This window comes from Salinarimonas chemoclinalis (genome assembly GCF_041514305.1).
Taxonomy (GTDB): Bacteria; Pseudomonadota; Alphaproteobacteria; order Rhizobiales; family Beijerinckiaceae; genus Salinarimonas; species Salinarimonas chemoclinalis.
Genome location: NZ_JBGMWH010000002.1, coordinates 123610 through 149025 on the forward strand (window position 1 = coordinate 123610; position 25416 = coordinate 149025).

Genomic DNA, 25416 nt, shown 5'->3' on the forward strand with positions numbered 1-25416 from the left:
CCGAATGGTGAAGTGCGATCGCAGGGTCAGCGGCGCCGTCGGGTCCCGCCGCCAGCCTTCCGCGCCTCGCGAGCGAGCGCCCGGACATAGCCGGCGCGCAGCTCGCGCAAGACGGTGGACAGGGCGCGCGAGCCGCCGTGCTTGTCCCAGGCGGGGCGCATGTACGGCGACGGCGGGGCGTCCGCGTTCCCGAACTCGCGCATGTGGGCTTGCGGGAGAGGCCCGGCGCCGACGTAGAGCTTGACGAAGTCGCGCCGGCCCGCCGCGCGATCCTCTCGCCGCTGCTGCGCGGCCTGGCGACGGCTGAGGCGCGACCCGTAGCGAATCGACTCCTGCAGGTCGCCCCGGAACTCGGGAGTGAGGCTCGCGGCTTCGTCGGCGATGGGCTTGGCCGCCGCCACGAGCGCGCGGCGCATGATCGCTCGCGCCCGGTTCTTCCCCAGCGCGGCGATGCGCGGTCGACGTTGCGCAGGCCCTCGACCTTCATGCGGAACATGCCGTCTTGCGCCATCGTCCCGGCCCCTCAGTTCGGCCGCCGGCCCGCGGCGTCGTCGGCTGCCGAGATGCGAGCCCGCGCGTCCGCGAACGTCCGGCGGATCTCGGCGCGGGTCGCGTCTTCGATGGCACGCCGCATCGCGGGATCGGACACGGACGGGTGCGCGATCGAACTCGGCGAAGGCGGCGACGGCGTTCTGGATGCCCGCGCCGAGCGCCGCCGTCGAGAGCGCGCCGGCGAGCATGGTCCCCACGCTCGCGAAGGACTTCCCGAGCCCCGCGAGCGCCCCTTGCGCCTTCTTGGCGTCGCGGCCGAACTGCGCGCTGTCCATTCCGAGGTCGACGCGCAGGGCGCCGATTACCGCGTTGCTCGCCATGATCAGCATTCCTCAAGCGGGAGAGGGAGCGGCGGGCGGGTCCTCACGGCGGGGGCGCCGTGTGCCTGGCGAACCCGCCCGCCTGGACCGTCCGCGCGGACGGCATTGAGAGAACACCCCGAGGGCGCCCGCGCGGTTTCGGGGCCGGTCCTACGCCCCGTCGTACCCCCTCGGGGGAGCCGGTCAGTAGGTGACGCCGGTGATGACGGAGCCGGCCGCGGCGCGCTCCAGCCGGACGTCACCCGCCATCTCCACGTGGAAGAGCATCTCGTTGTGCTGGAAGCAGGAACGGGCGTTGCCGTTGGCGTCGATGTACGTCGCCTCGGTCGAGATCCGCGCCTCCGCGTCGCCGCCCTGCGCGATGACGATCGAAGGCCCGTGGAAGAACAGGATCTCCGCCTCGTTGCCGCCACCGCCCAGGTTGCTCGGCACCTGGTTGGTGTCGAGGATCAGGTGACCCTTGAGCGTCCCGTTGATCTCGATGGACGGGAACACCTTGTTGCCGTTGGCGTCGCGCAGGTTCGCCAGATGCTCACGGGTCCGATAGGCCATGATCCAGAACCCCGTCTCGCGGGTCACCGGGATGTTGGCGTTGCGCAGGGCGACCGTCGCCCGCGACAGGTCCGCCTCGATGTGCGTCGAGCTCGTGCCGGTGATCGCCGTGACGTGCCCCGGGGCGACCTGCGAGCGCAGACCGAGCGGGACATAGGCGGTGCCGCCGCCGCGCAGGTAGCCGACATCCTCGTTGACCCGCAGCCGATCCACGAGCCGCGACATGAGCACCTGCTCGAGGTTCCGCACCGCCGACATGCCGGACGTGCTCTGGCGAACGAGGGAGCGCGAGACGACGATCTCGACGGCGAGACGCCGCGGATCCAGGCGCGTGTCGCCGAACTCGAAGGCGCCGGGCGTCGGGCGATCGTTCTCGCCGAGCCAGGACCCCGCCGGCGCCGACGCCTCGCGCGGCATGATCAGCGAGCCCGCCACGTTGTAGATCTGCGGCTGCATCTGCCGAATCACGGTCCGGTTCTCCAGGCCGGCGATCAGCGTCGAGGCGAAGTCGGGAAGCGAGAGCGCGCCGCCGCTGGCGAAATCCGACAGCGCGTGCGTGCTCTTGCGGGCCGCGAGGGCGTCGCCGATCGCCTTCACCGTCTTCACGACGTCGGCGGGGTACGCCTTCTCGACGATGGCGAGCACGCCCGGCGACGTGCTGCCGAGATCGTCCCGCAGGTCGGCATCGATCGCCTTCGCGGCGAGAAGGGCGAGGCCGGCCTTCGCCAGTGCTTCACGGGAGAGATCGTTCATGGGTGCGGCCTCCGGGATCGCCGGCGCGCTCGCGCCGATGGGGGACGAGGGGTGACGCGACGCGGCGCGTTCGATGATCAGGGCTTCGGGGTTGGCGGGGACGCTGACGAGGGAGAATTCCCACAGCTCGGCGCGCGTGAAGTGCCAGCCGCCTTCGCCCGCCCGCGGCTTCCGCTCGATCGCTCGGAAGCCGATCGAGGCCGCGTTGACGATGCCGGCCTTGACGAGCGCGAGCACTTCGTCGGCGCGCTGCGATGCGCCGACCGGGGGGAACGTGACCGTCGCCTCGACGCGGTTCCCGACGGCGTAGATGTGCTTCGCCCGGGCGATCGGTTGGTGCGGGTCGTGCTGCCACAGGACGACGGGGTTCGCCTTGAAGTGCTCGAGGTCGAGGCCGTGCGGATCGATCACGTCGCCATCGCGATCGGGCGTGCTCGTCGAGACGACGATGCGGATCTGTCGCTCGTCGCCGCCGGCCTTCTCCAGCCGCCCAACCGCCTTGCGAACGAGGCTCATCGGCCGCCCTCCGAGCGCATGGTCGCGATCATCTCGCGCAGCGCTTCCGCGGCGCGCTCGTGGGTTCGGTTCGGCGGAAAGTCGCCGTTGGCCATGAAGAACGGCGCGTGCTCCGGGCGCTCCCGGAACTCGCGGCACTCGGCGAGCGCCGCTTCGAACTCGACGAGGGCGTGTTCCAGGGTCTCCAGGCGATCGGCGTAGGCTTCGCGAACCGAGCGGCGCTCGGCTGCCGTCTCGCGCGCCACGGCCGCCGCGTGGGCTTCCTCGAGGCGGGGAACGGCGACGTCCAGGCGCTCCAGCGCGAGCGACAGGCGCGCCCGCTCGTCATCCATCGCGAGCACGGCGTCGTCGTCGAGGTCGAGAAGCCGCGCCTCGCGCTCGCGCCGCAGCTCGAGCACGCGATCTTCCGCGGCGCGTCGCTCGGCACGGGCTTCGTCGAGCCGGCGCGCGAGCGCGCCGGCGGATTCGGTCTCGGGTCGAGCGGAGCGGAACCAGTCGAGGAAGGGCATCGGGTGAACCTCCGTGAGCTTCACCGTGCCACGACCCGCTGGCCAGCGCCCCGCGCCGCTCGTGGCCAAGCTCGCGACCCGGTCACCCGGGATCCGCCTCGACGCCGATGCGCTCGCCGAGCGCCCGGCGGATGGTTCGGGCCGATGGCGGTTGCCCGCCGTTCTCCACGAGCGCCGCGAACTCCAGGCGCCGCGCCTCCCGGGTCGTCGCCGGCATGCCGGCTCGCCGATCGTGCCGGAAGGTCGAGGCGGCGTAGCGCTCCAGACGCTCGGCGATCAGCTCGGCGCGCCGTGCCGTCGAGCCGTCCACCGTCGCCGCGAGCGCGCGCAGGGCGTCGTCGCGCCGCATCCGCCGGGCTTCCTCGTGCCACGCGCGACACCCGGGCGCGGGAGAGACGCCGAGCGCGAGGTCGAGATCCACGCCGCGCGAGGCGTCGATGAGGAAGCTGCGAAGGCCCCGGGCGTGCGCCCGGGCGTCGGGATCGTCCAGACGCTCCAGGATGGCCGCGACCCGAGCCGCCCGCGCCGCGCTCGCCAGCGGCGCCGACACGGGCGCGGTGGGATCGATCCGCCGAAGCAGGTCCAGAAGATCGTCATCGGGCGCCGTCACGTCGCCGCCTCCGATCGCTGGAGTGCGGCGCGCCGGGTCGTTCGATTTCCCGCGAAAAAATCAAACGGCGCGACTTGGCGCGAATTCCCCATGCAAGACAAGCGCTTGTCCCGGGCGAGCAGACCCGCCTACGGCCCCGGATATTCGACCGCGGAAGAAAAAATCCGCGCATGGTTACCCCCGCCGGTCCGAAAGCGGCGCCCCTCGAATGTCTCGCACCCCCCCTACCCTTCGGGGAAGGCCGGCGGGCGCCCTCGCAAGAGGCGGCGTCCCGTGAGCGGATCACGTCCGCGTTCGTGCAAGGATCTGGACACGACGAAGCCGGCGCGGGGTGCGTCGTCGTCACCGGATCACGCGGCGCGGCTCGCTCGAAAGAGCGCGCCCGCGTGTAGGGGGTATGGGGGTTGGAACACACAGGGGGTTGGAAGCCGCTGGAACCCCGTTCGAACCCGGTTGGAAGGTCGTCGGTAGGGCGTTGGAACGCAACCTCTGCTGACGTTGGAAGGGCGTTGGAAGCCATCGTTACGCCTCCGGATTGGTAGCGCGCACGATGCGGTGACGGCGCTTCGAAGGCGGTCCCGTCTCAGCGACGGTGAGGATGCCCGCGGCGAAGAGGGCATTCATGGCGGCGATGAGCGCGCCTTTCGGAATGCCGTTGGCGCGAGGATCGCGCACGAACTGCGCGGGAGCGTAGGACGCGCTCGGGCTCGGCGAGACGGTGCGGCCCTCGCGATCGTAGGCGTCTACCAGGTCGAGGAAGACGCGCTCGGCACGGGCGGCGAGTGTCATCCGGTCCAGGGTCGAGGGCGTCGCGGTCTCTTCGGCGACGAACACCCCGTCTCGCCATCGGAGCGGGATCGTCTCTCCGGTGCGGCCGTAGTTCGCCTTCATGGTCGAGAGCGTGCGCAAGTCGGGATCGGGCTCGAGGGTCGAGCCGCCTTCGTTCGTGGTCACGCGCTTGAGGTAGAGGCGGGAGCGGACGGAATTGCTCCAGGCCGTCGAGCCGGACGTGCCCGACCCGCTCGCGATGCCGGCGACGGACGGATGCGATAGGAGGACGATCGCGGCGCCGGTCTCGATCGCGAGGCCGCGCAGCATGCCGACGAACTGCCGCACCTGTGCGCGGTTGTTCTCGTCTCCCCCGAAGACGTCGGCGCTGTTGTCGAGGATGATCAGTGCAGGCTCGAGCGTCACGGCTTGAAACCGCAGCCCACGCCACAGGGGCGTTTCCTTGATGAGCCCGTTGCGTCCGTCCGGCGCAGCGAGCACGGCATCCTCACCCGCGAGAGGCGCGATCACGAAACCGTCGAGATCCGCGAGGCTCACGTCTTCGGCCCTGGCGATGTCGACAAGCCGGCGGTGGATTTCGTCCCGATCGTCTTCGGCCGAGAGGTAGAGCACACGGCCGCCGACGCATGGCCTGCCCAGCCACGGGCGCGCGAGGATCGTCGCGGCGCCCAGCTGCTTCGCGATGAGGCTCTTGCCGGTTCCCCCGTCGCCGTTGACGATGGTCACAGTGCCGCTGGGAATGAGCCCGTCGACGTGCCAGGCCCGCGGCGGGACGGGCTTGCCGAAGAGCGCCGACGCGTCGAGCGTCGAGCCGGGCACGGCGCGCAGCTTCGTTCGGAGGAAGTAGCGGTTCGATCGGCCGCGCCCCGGCGACGGATCGATGACGAGATGCCCGCCGTCCTTCAACTCGCCGATGGCCTTCTGAACGCCCTGCCGGGTGACGCGGAGCACCGGCCCGAACACGTCCGGCGCCGTCATCGCCTCTGAGATCGTCGTCATGCCTCACCTCCGTTGCGCCGCGCCTCGAGCCGCTGGCGAGCCGTGAGGCCGGCCATCTTCGATCCCTTCGCCTTCGCCTTCACCCGGCGCTGGAGCGGCGCGAGAGCCCGTTGCGTGGCGTTCGCGAGCCGGGTGGCTTCCTCACCGTCCACGTCCTCCCCCCGGGCGACGCGCTCGCGCATGCGCTCGACCTGCACCGCGAGCGTTGCGGCGAGGCGCGCCTGTGTCCGGTCGCCCTCCGTCACGTCGTCGCCGAGAGGCGCGAGGTACGCGGCCTCCAGCTCGGCGAGACGGCGAGCCGCCCGGGTTCGGCGATCGATCGGGACCCGCCGATTGCGCTTCGTCCGCTTCCGCTTGCCACCCGCGGCGCTTCCGGGTGACGTCGCGGACGCGTCCCCGCCGTGGTCGGTGTGCTCTTCGATCATGGATTCCGGCCTCTCTCGTTACCCTGTGGCGTTACCCCCGGCGTGCGTGAGGGCCACAAGCCCATGCGCAGCAAGGTGTTGATCGTATCGTGTCCGTGCCTGCAAAGCACAGGGTCCACCGTGATCGTCCCGCCGCGGCAAAGGGCGTGCCGGAGCCGATGCGCGCCGCACATGCGATCCGTCTTCCCGCATACGCTGGTGTTCGTGCATTCTTGCAAGCTCATACTTGGCAAGGTCGCGATGGTCTTGCGTCGATGAGAGCGTGGAAGGGGTGTGGGGACGGGGGCGCCCCCTACCGGAACGTCCTTCCACCCGTTCGGAACCTCTTTCCGGTACGCCCTGCGGAACCTGCTTCCGGTACGGGTCGAGAGAGGCGCGGGCGCGCTGAGGCGCCCGCTCCCGGACACGTCGTGTGTCGGTCCCGTCCGGTCGGCTGGCGTGGAGCGAGATATAGATAGCAGGGGCATTATCGCCCCCGGGCCTGTAGGGGCGCTACCGCCCCCGGGGATGGCGCCTCACCAGGGGCGCTACCGCCCCCGGTCCTGGTGGCGCTACCGCCCCCGGTATTCTGGTTTCGCCGGACCGGTTGGGTGCCGTGGTTCCTCTCGTGGAGCACCGAAGCGAGCGCGGCTTCGGCTTCGTTGCGGCTCGCGATCTTGCGCCACTCGTGGGTGGGGACCGCGGCTCGCAGCTCGCCGGGACGCCTGCGGTTGATGACGTAGGTGAGCCTGTAGCGCGTGGGGCGTCGAAGGCCGGAGATCGATCGGCCGCCGGCTTCGGTGATCTCGACGAAGCCGAGCGCGATGCACTGTCGCACAGCGAGAGCGATCGACTTCCGCCGGATGCCGGCTGCCTCGAGTTGGTCGTAGGTGCAGATGAGCCGACCGTTCTCGACGGCGCCCTGGCTCATGTGCTCGACTTCCATGCGGTCGAGGACGCGGCGGGCGTTGTCGGTGAGCGCGTGCCAAGCCGGGGACTCCCGCATCTCCAGCGAGTGCGCGACCCACGGACCGTCGAGTTGCTTCTCGCGTCTCTTCGTCATGCGGCGCCGCCTTCCGAGCCGCCGATGCCGATGAGGGCCGCACGGATCGCGCCGGCCATGCTGGCGAGTTCGCGATCGATCACATCGGGAGCGACGCCGCGGCGCTGCATGGTCTCGCGCTGGATGCGCATCTGGGTCTCGAGATGCTTCTCGGCTGCGCGTGGCGACAGCTCCGCCATGCGGGCCGCGTGACGCGCGACGAAGTCCCGACGCCGCGCGATCGGGAAGACGTGGACGCTCGCGGACCATGCCGGCGCCGGGCGCTTCCGTCGAGGGGCGCGGGCCTTCTTCGGTGCCGGGGCCGCGGTGGGGCTCGGCACGGGCTCCAGGCCGGCGCGGCGGGCCTGCGCATCGGCGACGCGCCACAGGGGGAGCGGGGGGAGGTCGTCCGTCACGACGGCGCTCCCTCACGCTGCGCGGCCCGGTGCACGGCCTCGACGGCTGCGCGGCGCTCCTTCTCGCCGAAGCTGGCCAGGTACTCGCCGGAGGCCGTGAAGCACTCCAGGCGGCGCCCTCTCGGGATGATGGTCCCGAGCCGGGTCGTGCCGGCGTAGACGCACGTGGTGCCGGCTTCGAAGGCCGTGCCGATCTCGGGAGAGGGGAGGGGGCGACGGGGTGCCATCTCAGGCCCCCGCCGTCGCGCCGGCGCGGTGCCGGGCGGCTGCCGCGGCGCCGATCGGGGCGGGCGCCGGGGCCGCGGCCTTCGCGGCGTCGAGGCGGTCGAGATCGGCGAGACGCCAGTAGCGGAACCGGCCGAAGTAGACCGGCGCCGGGAGGTCGCCGCGCTTCACGCGCCGGTCGACCGTGGCATCCGAGATGTCGTACCGGGCCTTGACCTTGGCGAGGCCGATGAAGCCGTTCGGGTCGGCGGGGCTGGGGTTCGTCATGTGCTTGCTCGCGTGGCGTGTTGAACTCGCGAGCAAGGTGGCGCGTGGACGTGAGGCCCGGCTATGTGGATTTGGGCGGGTCGCCCGGACTCCTATCCGACGTTTCGGCCGATGCCGGCCCGCGGCTCGGCTTCGTCCCGCGCATCCTCATGTACGCGCGGGCGTGCTCACGAAAGATCGGGTTCCCATCGGGCCAGACCGCATCCGGCCAGCCGTCCAGGCCGTGGCGCTTTCCGAAATCTGAGTAGTACATCGGCCGTACAACGGCTTCGAAGAAGCGTCTATACTCGCGCGACTGCCTCACGACGCCGCCGAATGTTTCCCATCGGCGTGCAACGCGATGAAAAAACGATTTACGAAACCAGTTCTTTCGGTTCGACGATCGCATGATGGCGACCTTGGCTCTGTCGAACGCGTCAGCGTGCCGCGAGCCTTCCTTGACGGCGAGATGAGCAGCCGCAACAAGAAAAGGTCGGGCCTTCTCGTAATAGGCGCCGAATGGATCGCGATCCCATCGCCCTTCGCAGAAATCGCCTTCATCTATTCTCGGCCGTAACAGATCATCCAGATTTTTAATTGTATTGTATATCTGCAACATTTCGTCTTCGAGAGACGAGCAAATCTCTAGTGATATTCGCGGATCATAGCCGATCTCATAGACGGTTGTAAGCATTACGCTGAGCCGAACGCTGCTAGGCAACAGCCCATCGGCGCGGATCGCCCGCACAGCGGCTTCGATCTCTGCCCACTCCGATTCGGTGTAGCCCGGGAAGCGGATCGGGATGCCCGCGGCCTCTTCCTCGCTATCCCATTCGCCAATGAAGTCGCTCAGGCTGTCGTCGCTCACGCCCCGGCCCTCCGCAGCTCGACCACGTTCCCCGCCGGCCGATCGCCCACCAGACCGGCGACGAACCGGCCCCACGTCTCGAGCGCGTCCCGGCGCTCGTCGAGGAAGGCGTGCCGCTGGTAGACGGCGACGATGCCGCCCATGCTCCCGCCGGTGTGGTTGAGGGCCTTCTCGGTCACGTGCACGGGGACGCCGAGCCGGGCGCACCCGCTGGCGAAGGTCCTGCGCAGGTCGTGGAGCCGCCACGGTGCCAGGGCCTCCCCATCGGGCATGAAGTCGCCCGCGGCTTCCTCGAGCCGCGCGAGGGCCTTCGTGACGCCAGAGAAGGGGGAGGCGCCCGTCGTCGTGAACAGGTAGACGGCGCGCGTCTCGCCTTCCGCGGCGATCCGCGGAAGACCGCGCAGGATCTCCAGCGCCGGCGCCGACAGGTGCACGACATGCGCCCGGTCCGTCTTGCTGCGCTCGCGCGGGATGGTCCAGGTCCCCGCGTCGAGATCGAATTCGGACCATCGCGCCTCGAGCACTTCGGAGCGGCGTTGACCGGTGAGGATGAGCATCTGGACCGCGCGCCCGAACGGGTACCCGACGTGCTCGGCGGCCCGGTAGATCGCGCGCAGCTCGGCGTCGGTGAGGACCCGATCACGGGACGTCTCGGCGCTCGGCTTGGAGATGCCGGCCGCGGGCGACGCGGGGATGATCTCGCGCTCGACGCACCACGCGAAGAACGGCTTCATGCGGTCCAGGAGCCGATTCGCCATGATCGGGGCGCCGCGGCTCACAACCCCGTCGAGAAGGTCGCGGACGTCCCGCCGGGTGATCGTGCGCACGTCCCGCGCGCCCCATGCCGCGCCGACGTCGCCGGCCGTGAGGTAGCGCGCCACGACGTCGGCGGTGCGCATCCGCGGGCGCACGACGCGGTCGAGGTACTCCCCCGCCACGGTCGAGAACCGGAAGCGGTCCGCGCGCTCGGCGGCGCGCTCTTCGGCCCGCTCGCCGGCGGGATCGATCCCGCGCTCGACCTTCGCCGCGGCTTCGTTCGCCATGGCGCGGGCGGCGCGCAGGCCGATCTCGGGATAGCTCTTCGGAAGGGTCCACTTCCGGGGCTTCCCGCCCATGCGGTAGCGGTAGGCCCAGCTCTTGGCGCCGGACTTGCCCACTACGAGATAGAGCCCGCCGCCGGCGGGGATCTCGGTGCGCTCGCCGTTCTTCGGCTTCGCCGCGGCAACGGCCGCGTCGGTGAGGGTGCGCGTCCGCTTCGTCGTGGTGGTCGTCGCCATGGAGTCGGCCCCCGGGGTAACGCCCGGGGTAACACGCGAGGGTGATTTCTCGCGTTACCCCGTGATGGCATCGTGTCCCCTCAAATGCGCCGGAACGCTCGGCGTGTCAAGGGATCGATGATCGGGGATGCAGTGTGATGAGGGGGTCTGATAGGGCCTCTGGAGGGTCTTCTAAGCACTAGGTCGCAGGTTCGAGCCCTGCCGGGGTCGCCACGTTCCGCGGGCCGCTGGAGCGCGCGCACGCCCGCGACGGGCCGGTCAGGGTTCGTCCTCCCTCAGCCGCAGGGCGATACGGGCGAATTGATAGGAGCCGACGGCGAGCCCTCCGAGAACGAGCCCGGCACCCATGTCTGCAGCGCCGATGAGCGCCGTCGAGGCCAGCACGAGGAAAGCGACCGTGCATGCGAGGCCGGTCCAGTACAGGAGCAGCCCGATCCGACCCTTGATGGTCCCGCGCGCGCGCTTCATCCTGACCTTCGGTCTCGTCGGCGACCCGATGTGCCGCAGTATGCGTGCGATCGCCGCAGTCGTCGACCGGCGGAGGGCGGGCGGCGACGATCGTCTCGGGTTCGCGTGAACCGTCCCTACCGACGCGACGGGCGGTTAACACGCGCGGAACGGCGTCGGGCCGGCGGGGCGCGTCGGCCCGCCGGCCTACAGGACCTCCCAGCCGCGCCCCTCGATCCGCCGCAGCCGCGTGCCGGTCGAATCGTCGCGCGTGGCGTCGGCGTCGTGCGTGGCCGCCGGCTGCCGAGCGGCGGGTGGCGGCCTGGGACCGGCTGCGGCCGCGCGCGCCGCCTCGGCTCCCGGCGTCGCGGCCGTGGCGTCGGGCGTCGCGGCTTCGGGCGTGGCATCCGAGTGCGTGACGCGCACCTGCGCTCCCGGCTGAACGAGGATGCTCGGCCGCGCCGACGGCTCCTCCGGCGCGGCGGCGGGTTCATCCGCTGGCGTGCCCCGTCCGGGTGGCGGCGTCGTGCGCGGCGCCTCGATCCTGACGGACGTCGGAGCAGCCGGAGGCACGGACATTGCGGGCGGCGGCGCGGGCGCCGGAGCGCGTGCGAGCTCGGCCTCCGGGAGGGGATGGCTCCAGCGGTAGAGCTGAGCCAGGAAGGGGTTGCGCACCGTGTCGGACGTGCGCAGGAGCTCGCGGTCGGCGGTTCCGCACCCGGCGAGGATTGGAGCGACGAGGAGCAGCCCGAAGATGCGCTTGGTGATCATGCCGTCGCGGTCCTGTGTCGTGCACGGGAACGCTGGACGAATATGGTTAACCCTACGTTATCGCGGCCACGCGACATCACCGCGGATAGTGAAGCTTCGTCGCGGCCGCCGCGTCACGCGCGTGCCCATGCGATGAAAACGCTCCGAAGCCATCGAGAGTAGTGTCGTCTGCGAGTTTTCAAGTTGTATCGCGCCGTGCCATCCCCTGATATCGGGGGATGCGTTGCCCCGCTCTCCCGCCGATTCTCGGCGTCCTCGCCCTGATGCTCCTCGCCGCCGCACCTGCCGGCGCCGCCGACGGTGACGTCCATCGCGGGATCGCCCGCGTCGTCGACGGGGACACGATCGTGCTGGCCCGGGAGGGGCGTGCGCCCGACCTGCGCATCCGCCTCTTCGGAATCGACGCGCCGGAGGGCGATCAGACCTGTACGGACGCGCGCGGGCGCCCTTGGCCGTGTGGGGATTTCGCCGCAGGGCGGCTCGCGCAGCTCGCCGAGGGGCGCGTCGTCGCCTGCGAGGAACGCGACCGCGATCGATACGAGCGCATCGTCGCGATCTGCCGCGTGGGCGGGCTCGACCTGAACGGCACGATGGTGGAGGAGGGCTTCGCCTTCGCCTACCGGGAATTCAGCGAGCGATACGTCGCGCAGGAGCGCGCGGCACGCCGGGACCGGCGCGGGGTCTTCGCCGGGCGAGCGCTCGCGCCGTGGGAGCACCGCGCGGCGCAGCGCACGGGCTCGACCGTGCTCGTGGGGCCGAACGGCTGCACGATCAAGGGGAACATCAGCCGCTCCGGCCGGCGGCTCTACCACACGCCGGCGAGCCCGAGCTTCGCCGAGACCCGCATCGACGAGGCCAGCGGCGAGCGCTGGTTCTGTAGCGAGGCGGAGGCCCGCGCCGCCGGCTTCGCGCCAGCGCATCGCTGAGGCGCCACGGCGGCCGGCGGAACCCCCGGCGCCGCGCTCCGTTCCCGTCGCCTCATCGCGAGAGACGAACGGGAGCACCATCATGGCGCGGCTGAAGCCCCTGAACGAGCAGGTCATCGTCCTCACCGGCGCCACGAGCGGCATCGGACTCGTCACCGCGCGCCGGCTGGCCGCGGAGGGTGCGAGCCTGGTGCTCGCCGCGCGCAACGTGGACGCGCTCGAGGGTGTCGCTCGCGAGCTGCGCGAGGGCGGCACGCGGGTCGCGACCTGCGTCGCCGACGTCGGCGAGGAGCGCGACGTCATGCGCATCGGCGACCAGGCGGTCCGCACCTACGGCGGGTTCGACACCTGGATCAACAACGCGGGCGTTGCGATCTACGGGCGTATCGACGAGGTCGAGACGCAGGACATGCGCCGTCTGTTCGACACGAACTTCTGGGGCACCGTCTACGGCTGCCGCGTGGCGGTGGCGCATTTCCGCGCCCGGGGCGGGGGCAAGATCGTCAACGTCGGCTCCGTGCTCGGCGACCGGGCGATCCCGCTGCAGGGGCCGTATTCCGCCTCCAAAGCCGCGGTGCGCGGCTTCACCGAGGCGCTGCGGTCGGAGATGGACGCTACCGACGCACGGGTCTCCATCACGCTGATCAAGCCGTCCGCGATCAACACGCCCTACAAGGAGCACGCGAAGAACTACCTCGACCACGCGCCGCAGAACCCGCCCCCGGTCTACGAGCCGGAGACGGTGGCGCGGGCCATCCTCCACGCTTGCACCCACGACGTGCGCGATCTCGTCGTCGGTGGCGGCGGGCGGCTGATCGCATGGGGCGCGAGCCTCGCGCCGCGCGCGGCCGACCGGCTGATGGGCCGCATCATGCCGGGTCTCCAGCAGTCGGACCGCCCGGCTGGGCCGCGCCACGACACGAGCCTCTACCGGCCCGGGCGCGACGGGGCCGAGCGCAGCGCGTATCCGTTCACGCTGAAGACCTCCGCCTATACCCAGGCGATGATGCACCCGGGTCTCGCCACCGCCGCCGCGGTGGCGGCAGGGGCCGGGATCGCGGCGCTCGTCTACGCCGCGGGCGGGCGGCGCGGACGCGGGCCGTCGGGCCGCGCGACCCCGCGCGCCGTCATCCACCGTCACTGACGGGGCGGCGCAGCCAGGCCTCGTATCGTGGCTCGACACGGCGCATGTCGTCGTAGAGCCACACCATCCGGTCGAGGAACCAGAGCTTGCCGGCGTAGACGAGGGCCATGCCGAACGCGGTCGGCCACGGGTCGAGCGCCCACAGCCCCCAGGCGAGGAACGGCACGCCCGCGGCGGCCAGAGCCGTCAGCCGGTTCGCCATGACCCGATGATGGGCCGGGATCGGTACCGCGTCGCGGGCGAGCAGCACGCGCTCGCCGAACGTCGCCTTCGATGCCCAATTGTCGGTGGAGGCCGGGCGCGGCGTCATGCGCGTGTTCGCCCAGGTGAACGCCGCCACCGCCGCGACCGCCGCGAGCGCCCACCACCCGATCCAGGTCCGCGACCAGATCGCCGCGACGAGGAGCGGCAGGCCCAGCAGCATGCGCGTGTAGACGCTCGCGGGGTGCGCGTGCCGCTCCCAGGCCGCATCGTCCATCGCCATCAGGCGCTCGGACGCCTCGAAGATGTCCATCACCGCCGTCCTCCGCGAAGACGCGCCTCGCCACGCAGGGCGCTGCGGGCCGTCACCACGTATCCCGCCCGGCGCGGGCCGTCGAGACTCGACAGGCGCCGGCACATATGATACGAGATTTCGAGAGATATGGAGATATGGAATCGTGCTCGAACGCGACGCGCTCTCCGCCTTCTCGGCGCTGTCACAGGAAACGCGGCTGCGCGTGCTGAGGCTGCTCGTGCGGGCGGGAGAGGCGGGCATGGCCGCCGGCGCCATCGGCGAGGCGGTGGGCGTGTCGTCCTCGAGCCTGTCGTTCCACCTGTCGCATCTCGAGCGCGCCGGCCTCGTCGCGGGCCGGCGCGAGAGCCGCTCGATCGTCTATCGGGCGCGGCTGGACAGCCTGACGGATCTCGTGCGCTTCCTCCTGGAGGAGTGCTGCGGGGGGCGCCCGGAGGTCTGCGCGCCGATCCTGGGGAGCCTGCCCATGCCCGCCACGATGCCGGACCGCGTCTACAACGTGCTCTTCCTCTGCTCGGGCAACAGCGCCCGCTCGATCATGGCCGAGAGCCTCCTGCGCAAGGAGGGCGGAGGGCGCTTTTGCGCCTTCTCCGCGGGCTCCCGGCCCAAGGGCGCCGTCGACCCGCTGGCGCTGAAGGTGCTCGCGGCCTTCGACATGCCCACCGAGAACCTGCGCTCGAAGTCCTGGTCCGAATTCGCCGATCCCGGCGCGCCGCAGCTCGATTTCGTCTTCACCGTCTGCGACGCCGCCGCCGGCGAGGCCTGCCCGGTCTGGCCGGGCCAGCCGATGACGGCGCATTGGGGCATCGAGGACCCCGCGGCGATCGAGGGCACGCCCTTCGAGCGCGAGCGCGCCTTCGGCCAGGCCTTCCGCTACCTGAAGAACCGCATCGGCGTGTTCATGAGCCTGCCGATCGCGAGCCTCGACCGGCTCGCCCTGTCGAGGAAGCTCGACGAGATCGGCACGCTCGGGGGCGCATCGACCGGCGCCGTCGTCCCGTTCCAGCGCGAGAGCGCCTGATCATGTCCGTGTTCGAGCGCTGGCTCACGCTCTGGGTCGCCCTGTGCATCGTCGTCGGCGTGGCTCTGGGGCGCATCGTCCCCGAGCTGTTCCAGGGTCTCGCGGCGATCGAGGTGGCTCGGGTCAACCTGCCGGTGGCGGCGCTGGTCTGGCTGATGATCTTCCCCATGCTGGTGAAGATCGACTTCGGCGCGCTGGGCGAGGTGACGCGGCAATGGCGCGGCATCGGCGTGACGCTCTTCGTGAACTGGGCGATCAAGCCGTTCTCGATGGCGGTGCTGGGCTGGATCTTCATCGGCTGGCTGTTCCGGCCGCTGCTCCCCGAGGCGCAGATCGAGAGCTACATCGCGGGGCTCATCCTGCTCGGCGCCGCGCCCTGCACGGCGATGGTCTTCGTCTGGTCGAACCTGTGCCGGGGCGAGCCGCGCTTCACGATCACGCAGGTGGCGCTCAACGACGTCGTGATGGTCTTCGCCTTCGCGCCGATCGTGGCGCTGCTGCTCGGGCTCTCGGCGATCGTGGTGCCGTGGGAGACGCTGTTCCTCTCGGTGGTGATCTACATCGTCGTGCCGGTGATCGCGGCCTGGCTCGTGCGCCGGCGGCTCCTCGCGCGGGGAGGCACCGCGGCGCTCGAGGCTTTGCTGGCGCGGCTCCAGCCGGTCTCGCTCGTCGCGCTGCTGGCGACCCTCGTGCTGCTGTTCGGCTACCAGGGCGAGCAGATCGTGGAGCAGCCGCTCGTCATCCTGCTGCTCGCCGTGCCGATCTTCCTGCAGGCCTACCTGACCTTCGGCCTCGGCTACCTGCTCAACCGCGTGCTCGGCGAGAGCCACGCGGTGGCCGGCCCCTCGGCGCTGATCGGCGCCTCGAACTTCTTCGAGCTCGCGGTCGCGACCGCCATCGCGCTCTTCGGCTTCTCCTCGGGCGCGGCGCTGGCGACCGTCGTGGGCGTGCTCATCGAGGTGCCCGTGATGCTCTCGCTCGTCGCCATCGTGAACCGCTCGCGCGGTTGGTACGAGCGCGGCGCCGTACGCCGGCCGGCCGAGGCCGCCTCGAACGATCCCTGACCTTCGAAGGACATCTGCCATGACCCTGCGCGTCGGAATCAACGGCCTCGGCCGCATCGGCAGGCTCGCGCTGCGCGCCGCGCTCGGCGGCGCCGAGCGGCCCGACGACGATCCGCGCCGCGGCAACCGGCTCGACGTCGTCGCCGTCAACGAGCTCAAGGGCTCGGCGGCGGCGCTCGCGCACCTGATCGAGTTCGACTCGGTGCAGGGTCGCTGGCGCGCGTCGATCCGGGCCGAGGCGGAAGGTACGATCCGGATCGGCGACGCCTCGATCGCGTTCTCGCAGCACCGCGCGCCCGGCGACATCCCCTGGGGCGATCTCGGCGTCGACGTCGTGATCGAGGCGACGGGCAAGTTCCTGACGCCAGACGTGCTCGAGGGCCATCTCGCGCGCGGCGCCAAGCGCGTCGTCGTCGCCGCGCCGGTGAAGGACCCCAGCGTGCTCAACGTCGTCGTCGGCGTGAACGAGCACCTCTACGATCCCGCGCGCCACCCGATCGTGACGGCGGCCTCGTGCACCACGAACTGCCTGGCTCCGGTGGTGAAGGTGGTGCACGAGGCGATCGGCATACGGCACGGCCAGATCACGACGATCCATGATCCGACCAACACCAACGTCGTCACCGACGCGGTGCACGAGGACCTGCGCCGGGCCCGCTCGGCCATGCTCTCGCTGCAGCCGACGACGACGGGGAGCGCGACCGCCATCGCGCTGATCTATCCCGAGCTGAAGGGCAAGCTGAACGGCCACGCCGTCCGCGCGCCGGTACTGAACGCCTCGCTGACGGATTGCGTCTTCGAGCTCGCCCGCGAGACCACGCCGGAGGAGGTGAACCGCCTCTTCGCGCAGGCCGCGGCGGGGCCGCTCGCGGGTATCCTCGGCTACGAGGAGCGCCCCCTCGTCTCCGCCGACTACGCGCGGGACACCCGCTCCTCGATCGTCGACGCGCCCTCGACCATGGTGACGGACGGCACGCTGCTGAAGGTCTACGCCTGGTACGACAACGAGATGGGCTACGCCTGCCGCATGGTCGACCTCGTCACCCACATGGCGAAGACGGGGATCTGACATGACCGCCGGCGCGCGCAACTACGCCATCGTCACCGCGAGCTACTGGGGCTTCACGCTCACCGACGGCGCGCTGCGCATGCTGGTGCTCCTGTACTTCTTCCAGCTCGGCTACTCGCCCTTCACGCTCGCCTTCCTGTTCCTGCTCTACGAGGCGGCGGGGATCGGCGCGAACATGATCGGCGGCTGGCTCGCCACCCGCTTCGGCATCACCCGCATGCTGATGACGGGGCTCGCGACGCAGATCGCGGGCTTCCTCGTGCTCTCCGCCGTCTCGCCGGACTGGGCGGCGGCGCTCTCGGTCGCCTGGGTCGTCGTCGCGCAGGGCGTCTGCGGCGTCGCCAAGGACCTGACGAAGACCGCCTCGAAGAGCGCCATCAAGGTGGCGGAGGCGCAGGCGCGCAAGGACGCCGGCGAGAGCCGGCTGTTCCGCTGGGTCGCGTTCTTCACCGGCTCGAAGAACGCGATGAAGGGCTTCGGCTTCTTCCTCGGCGGCGTGCTGCTGCAGACGCTCGGCTTCTCGCAGGCGCTGTGGGTCATGGCGGGCGCGCTCGCCCTCGTGCTCGCGAGCGTCTTCCTGGCGCTGCCGCGGGACATGGGGAAGGCCAAGGCGTCGAAGAGCGCGAAGGAGCTGTTCGCCAAGTCGCGGGGCGTCAACCTGCTCGCGGCCGCCCGCGTGGCGCTGTTCGGGGCGCGCGACGTCTGGTTCGTCGTCGGCGTGCCGGTGTTCCTCTACGCGAACGGCTGGACCTTCACGATGGTCGGCGGCTTCCTCGCCGCCTGGACGATCGGCTACGGCGCGGTGCAGGCGGCGGCGCCCGCCTTCGTGAAGCGCAGCCCCGACGGGCTGAGCGCCGAGGTCCTCGGGGCGCGGGCCTGGTCCTTCGCGCTCGCCGCGGTCCCGGCGCTGATCGCGGCGGCGATCGCCGCGGACGTCGGCCGGCCCGACCTCGTCCTGGTCGCCGGGCTCGGCATCTTCGGGTTCGCCTTCGCGGTGAACTCCTCAGTCCACTCCTACCTGATCCTCGCCTATGCCGGCTCGGAGAAGGCGGCGGAGGACGTGGGCTTCTACTATGCGGCGAACGCCGCGGGCCGCTTCACGGGAACACTCCTGTCCGGGCTGCTCTACCAGGCGGGCGGCATCCTCGCCTGCCTCCTCGGCTCGGCGGTGATGCTGGCGATCTGCTTCGCCGTGACGTTGGCGCTCCCGCGTGGGCCGGGGCGGCAGGAGGTGACCTGAGGCGCGCCCCACCGCGCCGTCGGGGGGAGGGGCGAGCGCCGAGGGCTCGCCGCCTCAGCCCACCGCCTTCGCCAGCTGTGCCTTGGACATCGTCGAGCGCCCCGGCACGTCCTGCTTCTTCGCCTTCTCGTACAGCTCCGCCTTGGTCGGCTCGGCGCCGGACCGGCCGCCGTCGCGGTGCCGAGCGGTCTTCTTCGCCACGTCCTCGGGCTGGTTGGAATGCTGCTTGCCGCGGCGCGTGTCCGCGCGCTTCTTGCGACTCGTGCGCGCGTAGTCCTCGTCGGAGAGGCTCTCTCGCGCCTTCTCGGGCAGATAACGTTCGCCCGTGTCCTCGCTCTTCCCGCCCGACTTCGTGCCCCAGTCCTCGTTCGTCCACTGCTGGAGATGGTTGTCGGAGGACTTCGTCCCCTCGTAAGCCCCGCCGCGGGACTTGTATTCTCGCGTGGCCATCTGCGCCTTGCGCGCCGACCATTGGCCCGGGCGCCCGCCCTTGCCGGACTTGGTGACGTCCGTCTTCACCTTCTCCCAGAGCTTCGGATCGGTCTTCTTCGCGGTCCCCGACATGCGCGGACTCCTTCTCGCGGATTTCTCTCGGCGAACGGAACGGGGCCTCGCGGGCGGGGTTCCGCCATGGTTGACAGGCGCGCCGTCGCGGCGCATTGAAGCGGCATGATCACGATCCGCGCCCGCGCCCGACGTTCGCTCACCGCCTCGCTGCGGCGATAGGCGCGCGCATCCGCCGTGCCGACGCCCGCGAGGCCGCGCCCCCTGCGCGGCCTTTTTCGTGTCTCCACCCCTCCGCTCATCGACCACCGTCACGGGACCACCGCCATGCCCGCACCCACGCTCTTCATCGACGGCGAAGCCGGAACGACCGGGCTCGAGATCCGCGAGAAGCTCGCGCGCGTGCCCGGCATCGAGGTCCGCTCCATCGATCCGGCCCTGCGCAAGGACCCCGCCGCGCGGCGCGACATGATGGCGTCGGTCGACCTCGTCGTGCTCTGCCTGCCCGACGCGGCGGCGAAGGAATCCGTCGCGCTCGCGTCCGAACTCGGGGCGGACGCACCCAAGATCCTCGACGCCTCGACCGCGTTCCGCGTCGACCCCGCCTGGACCTACGGCTTCGCCGAGATGGCGCCGGGCCAGGCCGCCGCGATCGCGTCGGCGCGGCGGGTCTCCAACCCCGGCTGCTACCCGACGGGAGCCATCGCGCTCCTGCGCCCGCTGGTCGAGGCGGGGCTCGTGCCGCGGGACTTCCCCGTGACGATCAACGCCGTCTCCGGCTATTCCGGCGGCGGGCGGCAGATGATCGAGGCCTGGGAGGCCGGCGCCGCGCCCGCCTTCGAACTCTACGGGCTGACGCTCGAGCACAAGCACGTGCCGGAGGTGCAGGGCTACTCGGGTCTCGCGCGCCGGCCGATCTTCGTCCCGTCCGTCGGAAGCTTCCGGCAGGGCATGCTGGTCTCGATCCCGCTGCACCTCGACGCGCTCCCCGGCGCGCCGAAGGCGGCCGACCTAGAGGCGGTGCTCGCCGGCTACTACCCGAAGGGCGGCCTCGTGACCGTCGTCGCGACGACCGGCGAGACGCGGCTCGAGCCGGAGGGGCTCAACGGCACCGACGCGCTGGAACTGCGCGTCTTCGCCAACGAGGCGATGCGCCACGCGCTCCTCGTCGCGCGCCTCGACAATCTCGGCAAGGGGGCGTCCGGCGCCGCCGTGCAGAACATCGGGCTGATGCTCGGGATCGGGTGAGGGCGGGGTCGTCGCCGCCCCCGCGACGCCTCACGTCGGCTCGACGAAGGAATCCAGCACCATCTTGCGGCCCGCCTTGTCGAAATCGACCGTGAGTTTGTTGCCGTCGACGGCGGCCACCGAGCCGGGGCCGAACTTCACGTGGAAGACGCGGGTGCCCACCTCGTAGGCCGAGGTGGCGCCCGTCGACTTCGCCACGAGCTCGCCCTCGATCACGAGCGGCCCGCGGCGCGCCTCCGAGAAGCCACCGCGGCCGCGCCCGGGGGGCTGCCCGTAGCCGGAGCCGCCGAACTCGGCTTGTGCCCGCGTGTTCGCCTGCGCCCGCTGCCAGCCGGGGGTGGAATAGGTCGAACCGAAGGGCGCGATCTGGTCGAAACGCGAGCCCCCGTAGCCGCCGCCGGAGAACTGCGCGGGCGCCTCACGGACGTCCACCGAGCCCTCGGGCAACTCGTCGATGAAGCGCGAGGGTGCGGTCGCGTTCCACATCCCGTGGATGCGGCGGTTGGCGGCGAACCAGATCATCAGCCGCCGCCGCGCGCGGGTGAGGCCCACGTGCGCGAGGCGCCGCTCCTCCTCGAGCCCGGCCTGGCCGCTCTCGTCGAGCGCGCGCTGCGAGGGGAAGAGGCCCTCCTCCCAGCCGGGCAGGAACACCGTGTCGAACTCGAGCCCCTTCGCCGCATGCAGTGTCATCAGCGACACCTTGTCCTGGGTGTCGCCGTCGTTGACGTCCATGACGAGCGAGACGTGCTCGAGGAAGGCGGCGAGGTCGGGGAAGTCCTCCATGGAGCGCACGAGCTCCTTGAGGTTCTCGAGCCGCCCGTGCGCGTCCGCCGACTTGTCGCGCTGCCACATCTCGGTGTAGCCGCTCTCGTCGAGCACGCGTCGGGCCAGCTCCGCGTGCGGCAGCGCGTCGATGGCGCGCGCCCATTCGTCGATCTGGCGGACGAACTCGCGGATCGTGGCGCGGGGTTTCGGCTTGAGCTCGTCGGTCTCGACGAGGAAGCGCGCCGCCTGCAACAGCGGCATGCGCGCGGCGCGGGCGTGGTTGTGCAGGAGCTGGACCGTCGCGTCGCCCAGGCCGCGCTTGGGCGTGTTTATGATCCGCTCGAAGGCGAGATCGTCCGCCGGCTGGGCGACGAGGCGCAGGTACGCGAGCGCGTCGCGGATCTCCGCGCGCTCGTAGAAGCGCGGGCCGCCGATGACGCGGTAGGGCAGGCCGAGCTGGACGAAACGGTCCTCGATCTCGCGCATCTGCGCGGAGATGCGCACCAGCACGGCCATCTGCGACAGGGAATGCCCCTTGCCGTGCAGACTCTCGATCTCCTCGCCGATGAGCCGCGCCTCCTCCTCGGAGTCCCAGGCGCCGGTGAGGATCACCTTCTCGCCGGGCTCGTCGTCGGTCCGAAGCGTCTTGCCGAGCCGCCCCTGATTGTAGGCAATGAGATGCGAGGCCGCCTTCAGGATGTGTCCCGTCGAGCGATAGTTGCGCTCGAGCCGCACGACCGTGGCGCCGGGGAAGTCGTGCTCGAAGCGCAGGATGTTGTCGACCTCCGCCCCGCGCCAGCCGTAGATCGACTGGTCGTCGTCGCCGACGCAGGCGAGGTTGGCGCGCTTCTGGGCCAAGAGCCGCAGCCAGAGATACTGCGCGACGTTGGTGTCCTGGTACTCGTCCACCAGCATGTAGCGGAAGCGCTCCTGGTACTGCTCCAGCACGTCCGGGTGCTCGCGGAAGAGGCGCAGCGCCTCCAGGAGCAGGTCGCCGAAATCGGCGGCGTTGAGGGTCTTCAGCCGCTCCTGATACTGCTCGTAGAGCGCGATGCCCTTGCCGAAGGCGAAGGCGGCGGCCTCGCCCTTCGGAACGCGGTGGGGCTCGAGGCCGCGGTTCTTCCAGTCGTCGATGACGCCGGCGAGCTGGCGGGCGGGCCAGCGCTTCTCGTCGATGTCGCCGTCGGCCCCGATCACCTGCTTGAGGAGCCGCAGCTGGTCGTCCATGCCGAGAATGGTGAAGTCGCTCGTCAGGTCGACGAGCCCCGCGTGGCGGCGCAGGATCTTGGCGGAGATGGAGTGGAACGTGCCGAGCCAGGGCATGCCCTCGGCCACCCCGCCGACGAGGGCGCCGACGCGCTCCTTCATCTCCCGCGCGGCCTTGTTGGTGAAGGTCACGGCGAGGATGCCGGACGGCCGCGCCCTTCCGGTGGCCAGCAGGTGGGCGATGCGGGTGGTGAGCACGCGCGTCTTGCCCGTGCCCGCGCCCGCGAGCACGAGGACGGGGCCCTCGGTCGTCTCCACCGCCTGGCGCTGCTCGGGGTTGAGGCCCTCGAGATAGGCCGCGCGCGGCCCCGCGCCGGCGCGCGCGCGAGCGGAGAGCGATCCGCCGCTCGGCCCACGATCGCCGGGTGTTTCGGGCCGGGTTTCCTCGCTGCGAGTCATGCGCTGGACCATGGAGCAAATCGGGAACGGCGTCGAGTCCGGCGGGTCAGGGCGCGACGCCGATGCGCCCCCAACCGGGCAGCTTCAACGCCGGGCGGCGCAGGTCGAGGCCGGCGACGAGGCCCATCAGGCCGATCTCCACGCCCTCGACCCAGCCGATCGTCACGCCGGCCCGGCCCGCGATCGCGAGGCGCAGACCGGTGCCGCTCGCCGTGAGGCCGACGTCGAGGATGCGGGGCGTCCAGTCCTTGCCGAGCGCGGTCGGCGGCAGCGCGACGGCGAGCGCGGGGCGGCCCCGCGCCGCCTCGTCGAGCACGTGGGCCACGAACGTGTTCGAGTTCGGACCGGGCCAGGCGCGATAGTCGCCGCGGCCGCCGAACGGATAGGCCTCGACGGCGGCGCGCAGGCCGGGGATGGCCGCCTGCGCGGCCTCGCCGTCGAGCGCGAGGACGACCTGCGGCGGGTTCGAGTACCAGCGCCCGTCCGCCGCCCAGCCGTTCACCCGGATCGGCGAGCCCCAGCCCACCTTGTCGTAGCGCGTGTAGGCGCCCGCGCCCGCCTCCTTGATCACGATCCACGTGTGATGCGCGACGATGCCGCGCCAGCGCCCGGTGCGCGCCGCGTAGACCCGCACCAGCGCCTGCGGCGCGGCGCGCGCGTCGGCCGGGAGGAGGCCGGCGCTCGACCAGTCGGCCGCGCTCCACCGCGCCGGTATGGCGTCGCGCGACATCCACCACACGGCGTGGGTGGCGAGCGGCATTACGAAGAGGAGCAGGACGAGGGCGAGCGCGCCGACGAGGAGGCGGACGGCGCGGCGGAGGACGGGACGCATGCGGGAGGTGATAGGGCAGGCGCGGGCCGCGTCCATCTCACGAAGGCGCGATCCAGCTCGATCTCGCATCGGACCCCGTCACGCGATGCCCGTTCTGCCCCTCGTCCTTCCCCCACAGGGAAGGACAACGCCTCGATCGACCGTGGGAGCGTGCGTGTACGCTCGCGCTGGCTCCTGCCGGCAAGAGCGCAGAATTGCGGTTTTCACCACGAGCGCCGCTCGCCGTTGTCGATGTGGATGATGCCCGAGCGATAGCGCTTCAGCCCCCCTACCGCGGGATGGTCGCGCAGGTAGGCCATCACCGCGCCGCTCGATCCGCCGACGCGGAAGTCGATGGCGCGGCAGGACAGGTGCATCGAGTGCCGCGCCCCGCCGGCACGCCTGTTGTGCGCGCGGGTGCGGTGGGTCGACATGATGCGCACCTCGCCGAAGCGCTCCGCCACCTCGGCGACGACCCGGGTGAGGTCGCCCGGCAGGCACCGCGTCGGCGTGCGCGCCCGCACCCAGATGGCGCCGCGCGCGACCTGCGTCGCGAAGGCGGGTTGCGCGCGGGCGACGGACCCGGTCGTCTCGACGTCGAGGTCCTGCCCGGGCTTCAGCGTGGCGTAGACGTTCGCGAGACCGCCGTCTCCCGCTGCGGGGGCGGCTGGGGTCTCGGCGGGCTCGGTGGCCGCGTCGGCGCCCGTATCCTCGACGGCGGTCGCGGTTGCGGCGTCGCCGGCCGCCTCGGGCTCGGGCGACGGATCTTCCGGCGGCTTGATCGTCGCGTAGACGTGGGAGAGCCCCTCGGCGGACGGCGCCGACAAGGGCGCGATCGTCAGGCTTGCCGTCAGGGCGAGGGCGGCGGGGTGGAGCAGGGCACGCGTTCGCGCGCGCCTGCGATGGGGATGAGCACATCGCATGCGGTCGGCATCCTGGTGGGGGCGCCCCGAGAGTGGGCGCGGCCTCTGCGGGCCGTTCGTCGAGCCGGTGCGGCCGTCGCGGATCGATTGTCTCCGCTCGACCGTTCTCGCCCGGCACGCATCTCAAACCCGCCGAGGGAGGCCAAATCATGACGACGCAAGGAATCCGCCGCCTCGCCTGGAGCATCGCGTGGATCCTCGTCGCGGTCTTCTCCCTCGTCGCGCTCGCGGCCTGGGGTGCCGTCGACCTCGTCGGCGGCTTCGCGGTGGACCGGGCGGACACGGCCGCGCGCGACCCCGAGCAGGTCGCCTGGATCGCCTGGCTGTTCGACACGCTGCGCGACCTCGGGCTCGCGGCCATCGTCGCGATCTGGCTCGTGGCGAGCGCCATCACGCTCGGCGCCGCCGCGGTGATCGGCAAGGCGACGCGCGACCGCGAGCGCTTCAGCGATGGGAGGAGATGAACTGCCGGAAGCGCTCGCTCTCCGGGTTCGCGAACATCGCCTGCGGCTCGCCCTCGCACTCGACGACACCCTGGTGCAGGTACATCACCCGGTTCGAGACGTCCCGCGCGAAGCCCATCTCGTGGGTGACGACGAGCATGGTGCGGCCCTCCTCCGCGAGGGAGCGCATGACGCGCAGCACCTCGCCGACGAGTTCGGGGTCGAGGGCGGAGGTCGGCTCGTCGAACAGCATCACCCGCGGGCGCATGGCGAGCGCGCGGGCGATGGCGGCGCGCTGCTGCTGGCCGCCGGAGAGGTGGGAGGGGTAGTGCTTCGCCTTGTCGGCGATGCCCACCTTCTCGAGCAGTGCCATGCCCTCGTCGTGCGCCACGGCCTTGTCGCGCCCCTGCACGTGGATCGGCGCCTCGATCACGTTCTCCAGGATCGTCATGTGCGACCAGAGATTGAAACTCTGGAAGACCATGGCGACCTCGGATCGGATGCGGTCGACCTGGCGCCCGTCCGCCGGCTGGACGCCGCGGCGGGTCTTCTTGAGCGCGATGGTCTCCCCCCCGATCGTGACCTCGCCGTCGTCGGGGATCTCGAGCATGTTGATGCAGCGCAGCATCGTCGACTTGCCCGAGCCGGACGCGCCGAGGATCGAGATCACGTCGCCCTCGCGCGCCTCCAGCGAGACGCCCTTGAGGACCTCGAGCGCGCCGAAGCTCTTGCGCAGGTTGCGGACGCTGACGGCGACGTCTGTCATGGCGGCTACTTCGGCTC

Annotated in this window: 28 protein-coding genes and 1 pseudogene; 9 read left to right on the forward strand and 20 right to left on the reverse strand. The window is 71.3% G+C overall.

Features of this window, described 5'->3' with window-relative positions; genetic code table 11:
- Positions 1 to 26: 26 nt before the first annotated feature.
- From AB9M23_RS04385 to AB9M23_RS04450, 14 genes are all read right to left on the reverse strand, one after another.
- The gene (locus AB9M23_RS04385; RefSeq protein ID WP_372422829.1) at positions 27 to 872 is read right to left on the reverse strand and encodes an HK97 gp10 family phage protein; all 846 of its coding nucleotides are present in this window, start codon (positions 870 to 872) and stop codon (positions 27 to 29) included.
- Between the two features lie 183 nt (positions 873 to 1055).
- Entirely contained in the window at positions 1056 to 2693 is a 1638-nt protein-coding gene (locus tag AB9M23_RS04390; RefSeq protein ID WP_372422831.1) for a phage major capsid protein, read from the reverse strand.
- The gene (locus AB9M23_RS04395; protein WP_372422832.1) at positions 2690 to 3202 is read right to left on the reverse strand and encodes a hypothetical protein; all 513 of its coding nucleotides are present in this window, start codon (positions 3200 to 3202) and stop codon (positions 2690 to 2692) included. Before AB9M23_RS04395 ends, AB9M23_RS04390 begins: the two co-directional genes overlap by 4 nt.
- A gap of 82 nt (positions 3203 to 3284) precedes the next feature.
- Positions 3285 to 3812: a hypothetical protein gene (locus AB9M23_RS04400; protein WP_372422834.1), complete on the reverse strand. Its 528-nt coding sequence runs from the start codon at positions 3810 to 3812 to the stop codon at positions 3285 to 3287.
- Between the two features lie 522 nt (positions 3813 to 4334).
- Positions 4335 to 5600 (reverse strand): AAA family ATPase, encoded by a 1266-nt coding sequence (locus tag AB9M23_RS04405; protein ID WP_372422836.1) that lies wholly within the window; start codon positions 5598 to 5600, stop codon positions 4335 to 4337.
- A complete protein-coding gene (locus tag AB9M23_RS04410; protein WP_372422838.1) occupies positions 5597 to 6025 on the reverse strand; it encodes a hypothetical protein in 429 nt (142 codons plus the stop codon). Before AB9M23_RS04410 ends, AB9M23_RS04405 begins: the two co-directional genes overlap by 4 nt.
- A 466-nt stretch (positions 6026 to 6491) precedes the next feature.
- Entirely contained in the window at positions 6492 to 7067 is a 576-nt protein-coding gene (locus AB9M23_RS04415; RefSeq protein WP_372422840.1) for a hypothetical protein, read from the reverse strand.
- On the reverse strand, positions 7064 to 7462 hold the full coding sequence (locus AB9M23_RS04420; protein WP_372422841.1) for a DUF6074 family protein: 399 nt from the start codon (positions 7460 to 7462) through the stop codon (positions 7064 to 7066). Before AB9M23_RS04420 ends, AB9M23_RS04415 begins: the two co-directional genes overlap by 4 nt.
- A complete protein-coding gene (locus AB9M23_RS04425; protein WP_372422843.1) occupies positions 7459 to 7689 on the reverse strand; it encodes a hypothetical protein in 231 nt (76 codons plus the stop codon). Before AB9M23_RS04425 ends, AB9M23_RS04420 begins: the two co-directional genes overlap by 4 nt.
- Position 7690: 1 nt before the next feature.
- Positions 7691 to 7954 carry a helix-turn-helix transcriptional regulator gene (locus AB9M23_RS04430; RefSeq protein WP_372422844.1) on the reverse strand — a complete coding sequence of 88 codons (264 nt, stop codon included), beginning with the start codon at positions 7952 to 7954 and terminating at the stop codon, positions 7691 to 7693.
- Positions 7955 to 8015: 61 nt separating this feature from the next.
- Positions 8016 to 8801 carry a hypothetical protein gene (locus AB9M23_RS04435; protein WP_372422846.1) on the reverse strand — a complete coding sequence of 262 codons (786 nt, stop codon included), beginning with the start codon at positions 8799 to 8801 and terminating at the stop codon, positions 8016 to 8018.
- Positions 8798 to 10078 carry a tyrosine-type recombinase/integrase gene (locus AB9M23_RS04440; protein WP_372422848.1) on the reverse strand — a complete coding sequence of 427 codons (1281 nt, stop codon included), beginning with the start codon at positions 10076 to 10078 and terminating at the stop codon, positions 8798 to 8800. Before AB9M23_RS04440 ends, AB9M23_RS04435 begins: the two co-directional genes overlap by 4 nt.
- Before the next feature lie 258 nt (positions 10079 to 10336).
- On the reverse strand, positions 10337 to 10546 hold the full coding sequence (locus AB9M23_RS04445) for a hypothetical protein (protein ID WP_372422850.1): 210 nt from the start codon (positions 10544 to 10546) through the stop codon (positions 10337 to 10339).
- A gap of 186 nt (positions 10547 to 10732) precedes the next feature.
- A complete protein-coding gene (locus AB9M23_RS04450; protein ID WP_372422852.1) occupies positions 10733 to 11296 on the reverse strand; it encodes a hypothetical protein in 564 nt (187 codons plus the stop codon).
- A gap of 218 nt (positions 11297 to 11514) precedes the next feature.
- Here AB9M23_RS04450 and AB9M23_RS04455 point away from each other — a divergent pair, with 218 nt between their 5' ends.
- The gene (locus AB9M23_RS04455; protein WP_372422854.1) at positions 11515 to 12222 is read left to right on the forward strand and encodes a thermonuclease family protein; all 708 of its coding nucleotides are present in this window, start codon (positions 11515 to 11517) and stop codon (positions 12220 to 12222) included.
- An 82-nt stretch (positions 12223 to 12304) separates the two neighbouring features.
- Positions 12305 to 13366, forward strand: a complete 1062-nt coding sequence (locus AB9M23_RS04460) for an SDR family oxidoreductase (protein WP_372422856.1) — start codon at positions 12305 to 12307, stop codon at positions 13364 to 13366.
- On the opposite strand, the gene AB9M23_RS04465 is transcribed toward AB9M23_RS04460, so the two are convergent.
- Entirely contained in the window at positions 13350 to 13880 is a 531-nt protein-coding gene (locus AB9M23_RS04465; protein WP_372422858.1) for a DUF6653 family protein, read from the reverse strand. The genes AB9M23_RS04460 and AB9M23_RS04465 overlap by 17 nt on opposite strands.
- Here AB9M23_RS04465 and AB9M23_RS04470 point away from each other — a divergent pair.
- The 5 genes and pseudogenes from AB9M23_RS04470 to arsJ all read left to right on the forward strand — a co-directional run.
- Positions 13873 to 14262, forward strand: a pseudogene (locus AB9M23_RS04470) (metalloregulator ArsR/SmtB family transcription factor); the annotation flags it as partial. The gene AB9M23_RS04465 and the pseudogene AB9M23_RS04470 overlap by 8 nt on opposite strands.
- A 96-nt stretch (positions 14263 to 14358) precedes the next feature.
- Complete coding sequence (locus AB9M23_RS04475) at positions 14359 to 14901, forward strand: arsenate reductase ArsC (RefSeq protein WP_372423759.1); 543 nt, start codon at positions 14359 to 14361, stop codon at positions 14899 to 14901.
- A 2-nt stretch (positions 14902 to 14903) separates the two neighbouring features.
- Complete coding sequence (gene arsB / locus AB9M23_RS04480) at positions 14904 to 15965, forward strand: ACR3 family arsenite efflux transporter (protein ID WP_372422860.1); 1062 nt, start codon at positions 14904 to 14906, stop codon at positions 15963 to 15965.
- Positions 15966 to 15984: 19 nt separating this feature from the next.
- Positions 15985 to 17034: an ArsJ-associated glyceraldehyde-3-phosphate dehydrogenase gene (locus tag AB9M23_RS04485; RefSeq protein WP_372422862.1), complete on the forward strand. Its 1050-nt coding sequence runs from the start codon at positions 15985 to 15987 to the stop codon at positions 17032 to 17034.
- A gap of 1 nt (position 17035) precedes the next feature.
- Entirely contained in the window at positions 17036 to 18274 is a 1239-nt protein-coding gene (arsJ, locus tag AB9M23_RS04490) for an organoarsenical effux MFS transporter ArsJ (protein ID WP_372422864.1), read from the forward strand.
- A gap of 54 nt (positions 18275 to 18328) precedes the next feature.
- Here the strand turns inward: arsJ and AB9M23_RS04495 are convergent, their stop codons facing one another.
- Entirely contained in the window at positions 18329 to 18838 is a 510-nt protein-coding gene (locus AB9M23_RS04495) for a hypothetical protein (protein ID WP_372422866.1), read from the reverse strand.
- Between the two features lie 267 nt (positions 18839 to 19105).
- Between AB9M23_RS04495 and argC the strand changes: the two genes are divergently transcribed.
- Complete coding sequence (argC, locus tag AB9M23_RS04500; protein WP_372422867.1) at positions 19106 to 20026, forward strand: N-acetyl-gamma-glutamyl-phosphate reductase; 921 nt, start codon at positions 19106 to 19108, stop codon at positions 20024 to 20026.
- A gap of 30 nt (positions 20027 to 20056) precedes the next feature.
- Here the strand turns inward: argC and AB9M23_RS04505 are convergent, their stop codons facing one another.
- The 3 genes from AB9M23_RS04505 to AB9M23_RS04515 form a co-directional block, all read right to left on the reverse strand.
- Positions 20057 to 22456 carry an ATP-dependent helicase gene (locus tag AB9M23_RS04505; protein WP_372423760.1) on the reverse strand — a complete coding sequence of 800 codons (2400 nt, stop codon included), beginning with the start codon at positions 22454 to 22456 and terminating at the stop codon, positions 20057 to 20059.
- A gap of 46 nt (positions 22457 to 22502) precedes the next feature.
- A complete protein-coding gene (locus AB9M23_RS04510) occupies positions 22503 to 23288 on the reverse strand; it encodes a DUF3750 domain-containing protein (RefSeq protein ID WP_372422868.1) in 786 nt (261 codons plus the stop codon).
- Between the two features lie 203 nt (positions 23289 to 23491).
- A complete protein-coding gene (locus tag AB9M23_RS04515; protein WP_372422869.1) occupies positions 23492 to 24094 on the reverse strand; it encodes a YcbK family protein in 603 nt (200 codons plus the stop codon).
- Positions 24095 to 24339: 245 nt separating this feature from the next.
- On the opposite strand from AB9M23_RS04515, the gene AB9M23_RS04520 reads away from it, so the two are divergent.
- Positions 24340 to 24654 carry a hypothetical protein gene (locus tag AB9M23_RS04520; RefSeq protein ID WP_372422871.1) on the forward strand — a complete coding sequence of 105 codons (315 nt, stop codon included), beginning with the start codon at positions 24340 to 24342 and terminating at the stop codon, positions 24652 to 24654.
- Here the strand turns inward: AB9M23_RS04520 and AB9M23_RS04525 are convergent.
- Positions 24635 to 25399: an ABC transporter ATP-binding protein gene (locus AB9M23_RS04525; protein ID WP_372422873.1), complete on the reverse strand. Its 765-nt coding sequence runs from the start codon at positions 25397 to 25399 to the stop codon at positions 24635 to 24637. The two genes, AB9M23_RS04520 and AB9M23_RS04525, sit on opposite strands and share 20 nt — an antisense overlap.
- Positions 25400 to 25416 lie beyond the last annotated feature (17 nt).

Excerpts from the sequence above, each read along its gene's own strand:
- AB9M23_RS04385 (WP_372422829.1), bottom strand. The coding sequence starts at position 872 with ATGGCGAGCAACGCGGTAATCGGCGCCCTGCGCGTCGACCTCGGAATG.
- AB9M23_RS04390 (WP_372422831.1), bottom strand. The coding sequence starts at position 2,693 with ATGAGCCTCGTTCGCAAGGCGGTTGGGCGGCTGGAGAAGGCCGGCGGC.
- AB9M23_RS04395 (WP_372422832.1), bottom strand. The coding sequence starts at position 3,202 with ATGCCCTTCCTCGACTGGTTCCGCTCCGCTCGACCCGAGACCGAATCC.
- AB9M23_RS04405 (WP_372422836.1), bottom strand. The coding sequence starts at position 5,600 with ATGACGACGATCTCAGAGGCGATGACGGCGCCGGACGTGTTCGGGCCG.
- AB9M23_RS04410 (WP_372422838.1), bottom strand. The coding sequence starts at position 6,025 with ATGATCGAAGAGCACACCGACCACGGCGGGGACGCGTCCGCGACGTCA.
- AB9M23_RS04415 (WP_372422840.1), bottom strand. The coding sequence starts at position 7,067 with ATGACGAAGAGACGCGAGAAGCAACTCGACGGTCCGTGGGTCGCGCAC.
- AB9M23_RS04425 (WP_372422843.1), bottom strand. The coding sequence starts at position 7,689 with ATGGCACCCCGTCGCCCCCTCCCCTCTCCCGAGATCGGCACGGCCTTC.
- AB9M23_RS04430 (WP_372422844.1), bottom strand. The coding sequence starts at position 7,954 with ATGACGAACCCCAGCCCCGCCGACCCGAACGGCTTCATCGGCCTCGCC.
- AB9M23_RS04440 (WP_372422848.1), bottom strand. The coding sequence starts at position 10,078 with ATGGCGACGACCACCACGACGAAGCGGACGCGCACCCTCACCGACGCG.
- AB9M23_RS04445 (WP_372422850.1), bottom strand. The coding sequence starts at position 10,546 with ATGAAGCGCGCGCGCGGGACCATCAAGGGTCGGATCGGGCTGCTCCTG.
- AB9M23_RS04450 (WP_372422852.1), bottom strand. The coding sequence starts at position 11,296 with ATGATCACCAAGCGCATCTTCGGGCTGCTCCTCGTCGCTCCAATCCTC.
- AB9M23_RS04455 (WP_372422854.1), top strand. The coding sequence starts at position 11,515 with ATGCGTTGCCCCGCTCTCCCGCCGATTCTCGGCGTCCTCGCCCTGATG.
- AB9M23_RS04460 (WP_372422856.1), top strand. The coding sequence starts at position 12,305 with ATGGCGCGGCTGAAGCCCCTGAACGAGCAGGTCATCGTCCTCACCGGC.
- AB9M23_RS04465 (WP_372422858.1), bottom strand. The coding sequence starts at position 13,880 with ATGGACATCTTCGAGGCGTCCGAGCGCCTGATGGCGATGGACGATGCG.
- AB9M23_RS04475 (WP_372423759.1), top strand. The coding sequence starts at position 14,359 with ATGCCGGACCGCGTCTACAACGTGCTCTTCCTCTGCTCGGGCAACAGC.
- arsB (WP_372422860.1), top strand. The coding sequence starts at position 14,904 with ATGTCCGTGTTCGAGCGCTGGCTCACGCTCTGGGTCGCCCTGTGCATC.
- AB9M23_RS04485 (WP_372422862.1), top strand. The coding sequence starts at position 15,985 with ATGACCCTGCGCGTCGGAATCAACGGCCTCGGCCGCATCGGCAGGCTC.
- arsJ (WP_372422864.1), top strand. The coding sequence starts at position 17,036 with ATGACCGCCGGCGCGCGCAACTACGCCATCGTCACCGCGAGCTACTGG.
- AB9M23_RS04495 (WP_372422866.1), bottom strand. The coding sequence starts at position 18,838 with ATGTCGGGGACCGCGAAGAAGACCGATCCGAAGCTCTGGGAGAAGGTG.
- argC (WP_372422867.1), top strand. The coding sequence starts at position 19,106 with ATGCCCGCACCCACGCTCTTCATCGACGGCGAAGCCGGAACGACCGGG.
- AB9M23_RS04505 (WP_372423760.1), bottom strand. The coding sequence starts at position 22,456 with ATGACTCGCAGCGAGGAAACCCGGCCCGAAACACCCGGCGATCGTGGG.
- AB9M23_RS04510 (WP_372422868.1), bottom strand. The coding sequence starts at position 23,288 with ATGCGTCCCGTCCTCCGCCGCGCCGTCCGCCTCCTCGTCGGCGCGCTC.
- AB9M23_RS04520 (WP_372422871.1), top strand. The coding sequence starts at position 24,340 with ATGACGACGCAAGGAATCCGCCGCCTCGCCTGGAGCATCGCGTGGATC.
- AB9M23_RS04525 (WP_372422873.1), bottom strand. The coding sequence starts at position 25,399 with ATGACAGACGTCGCCGTCAGCGTCCGCAACCTGCGCAAGAGCTTCGGC.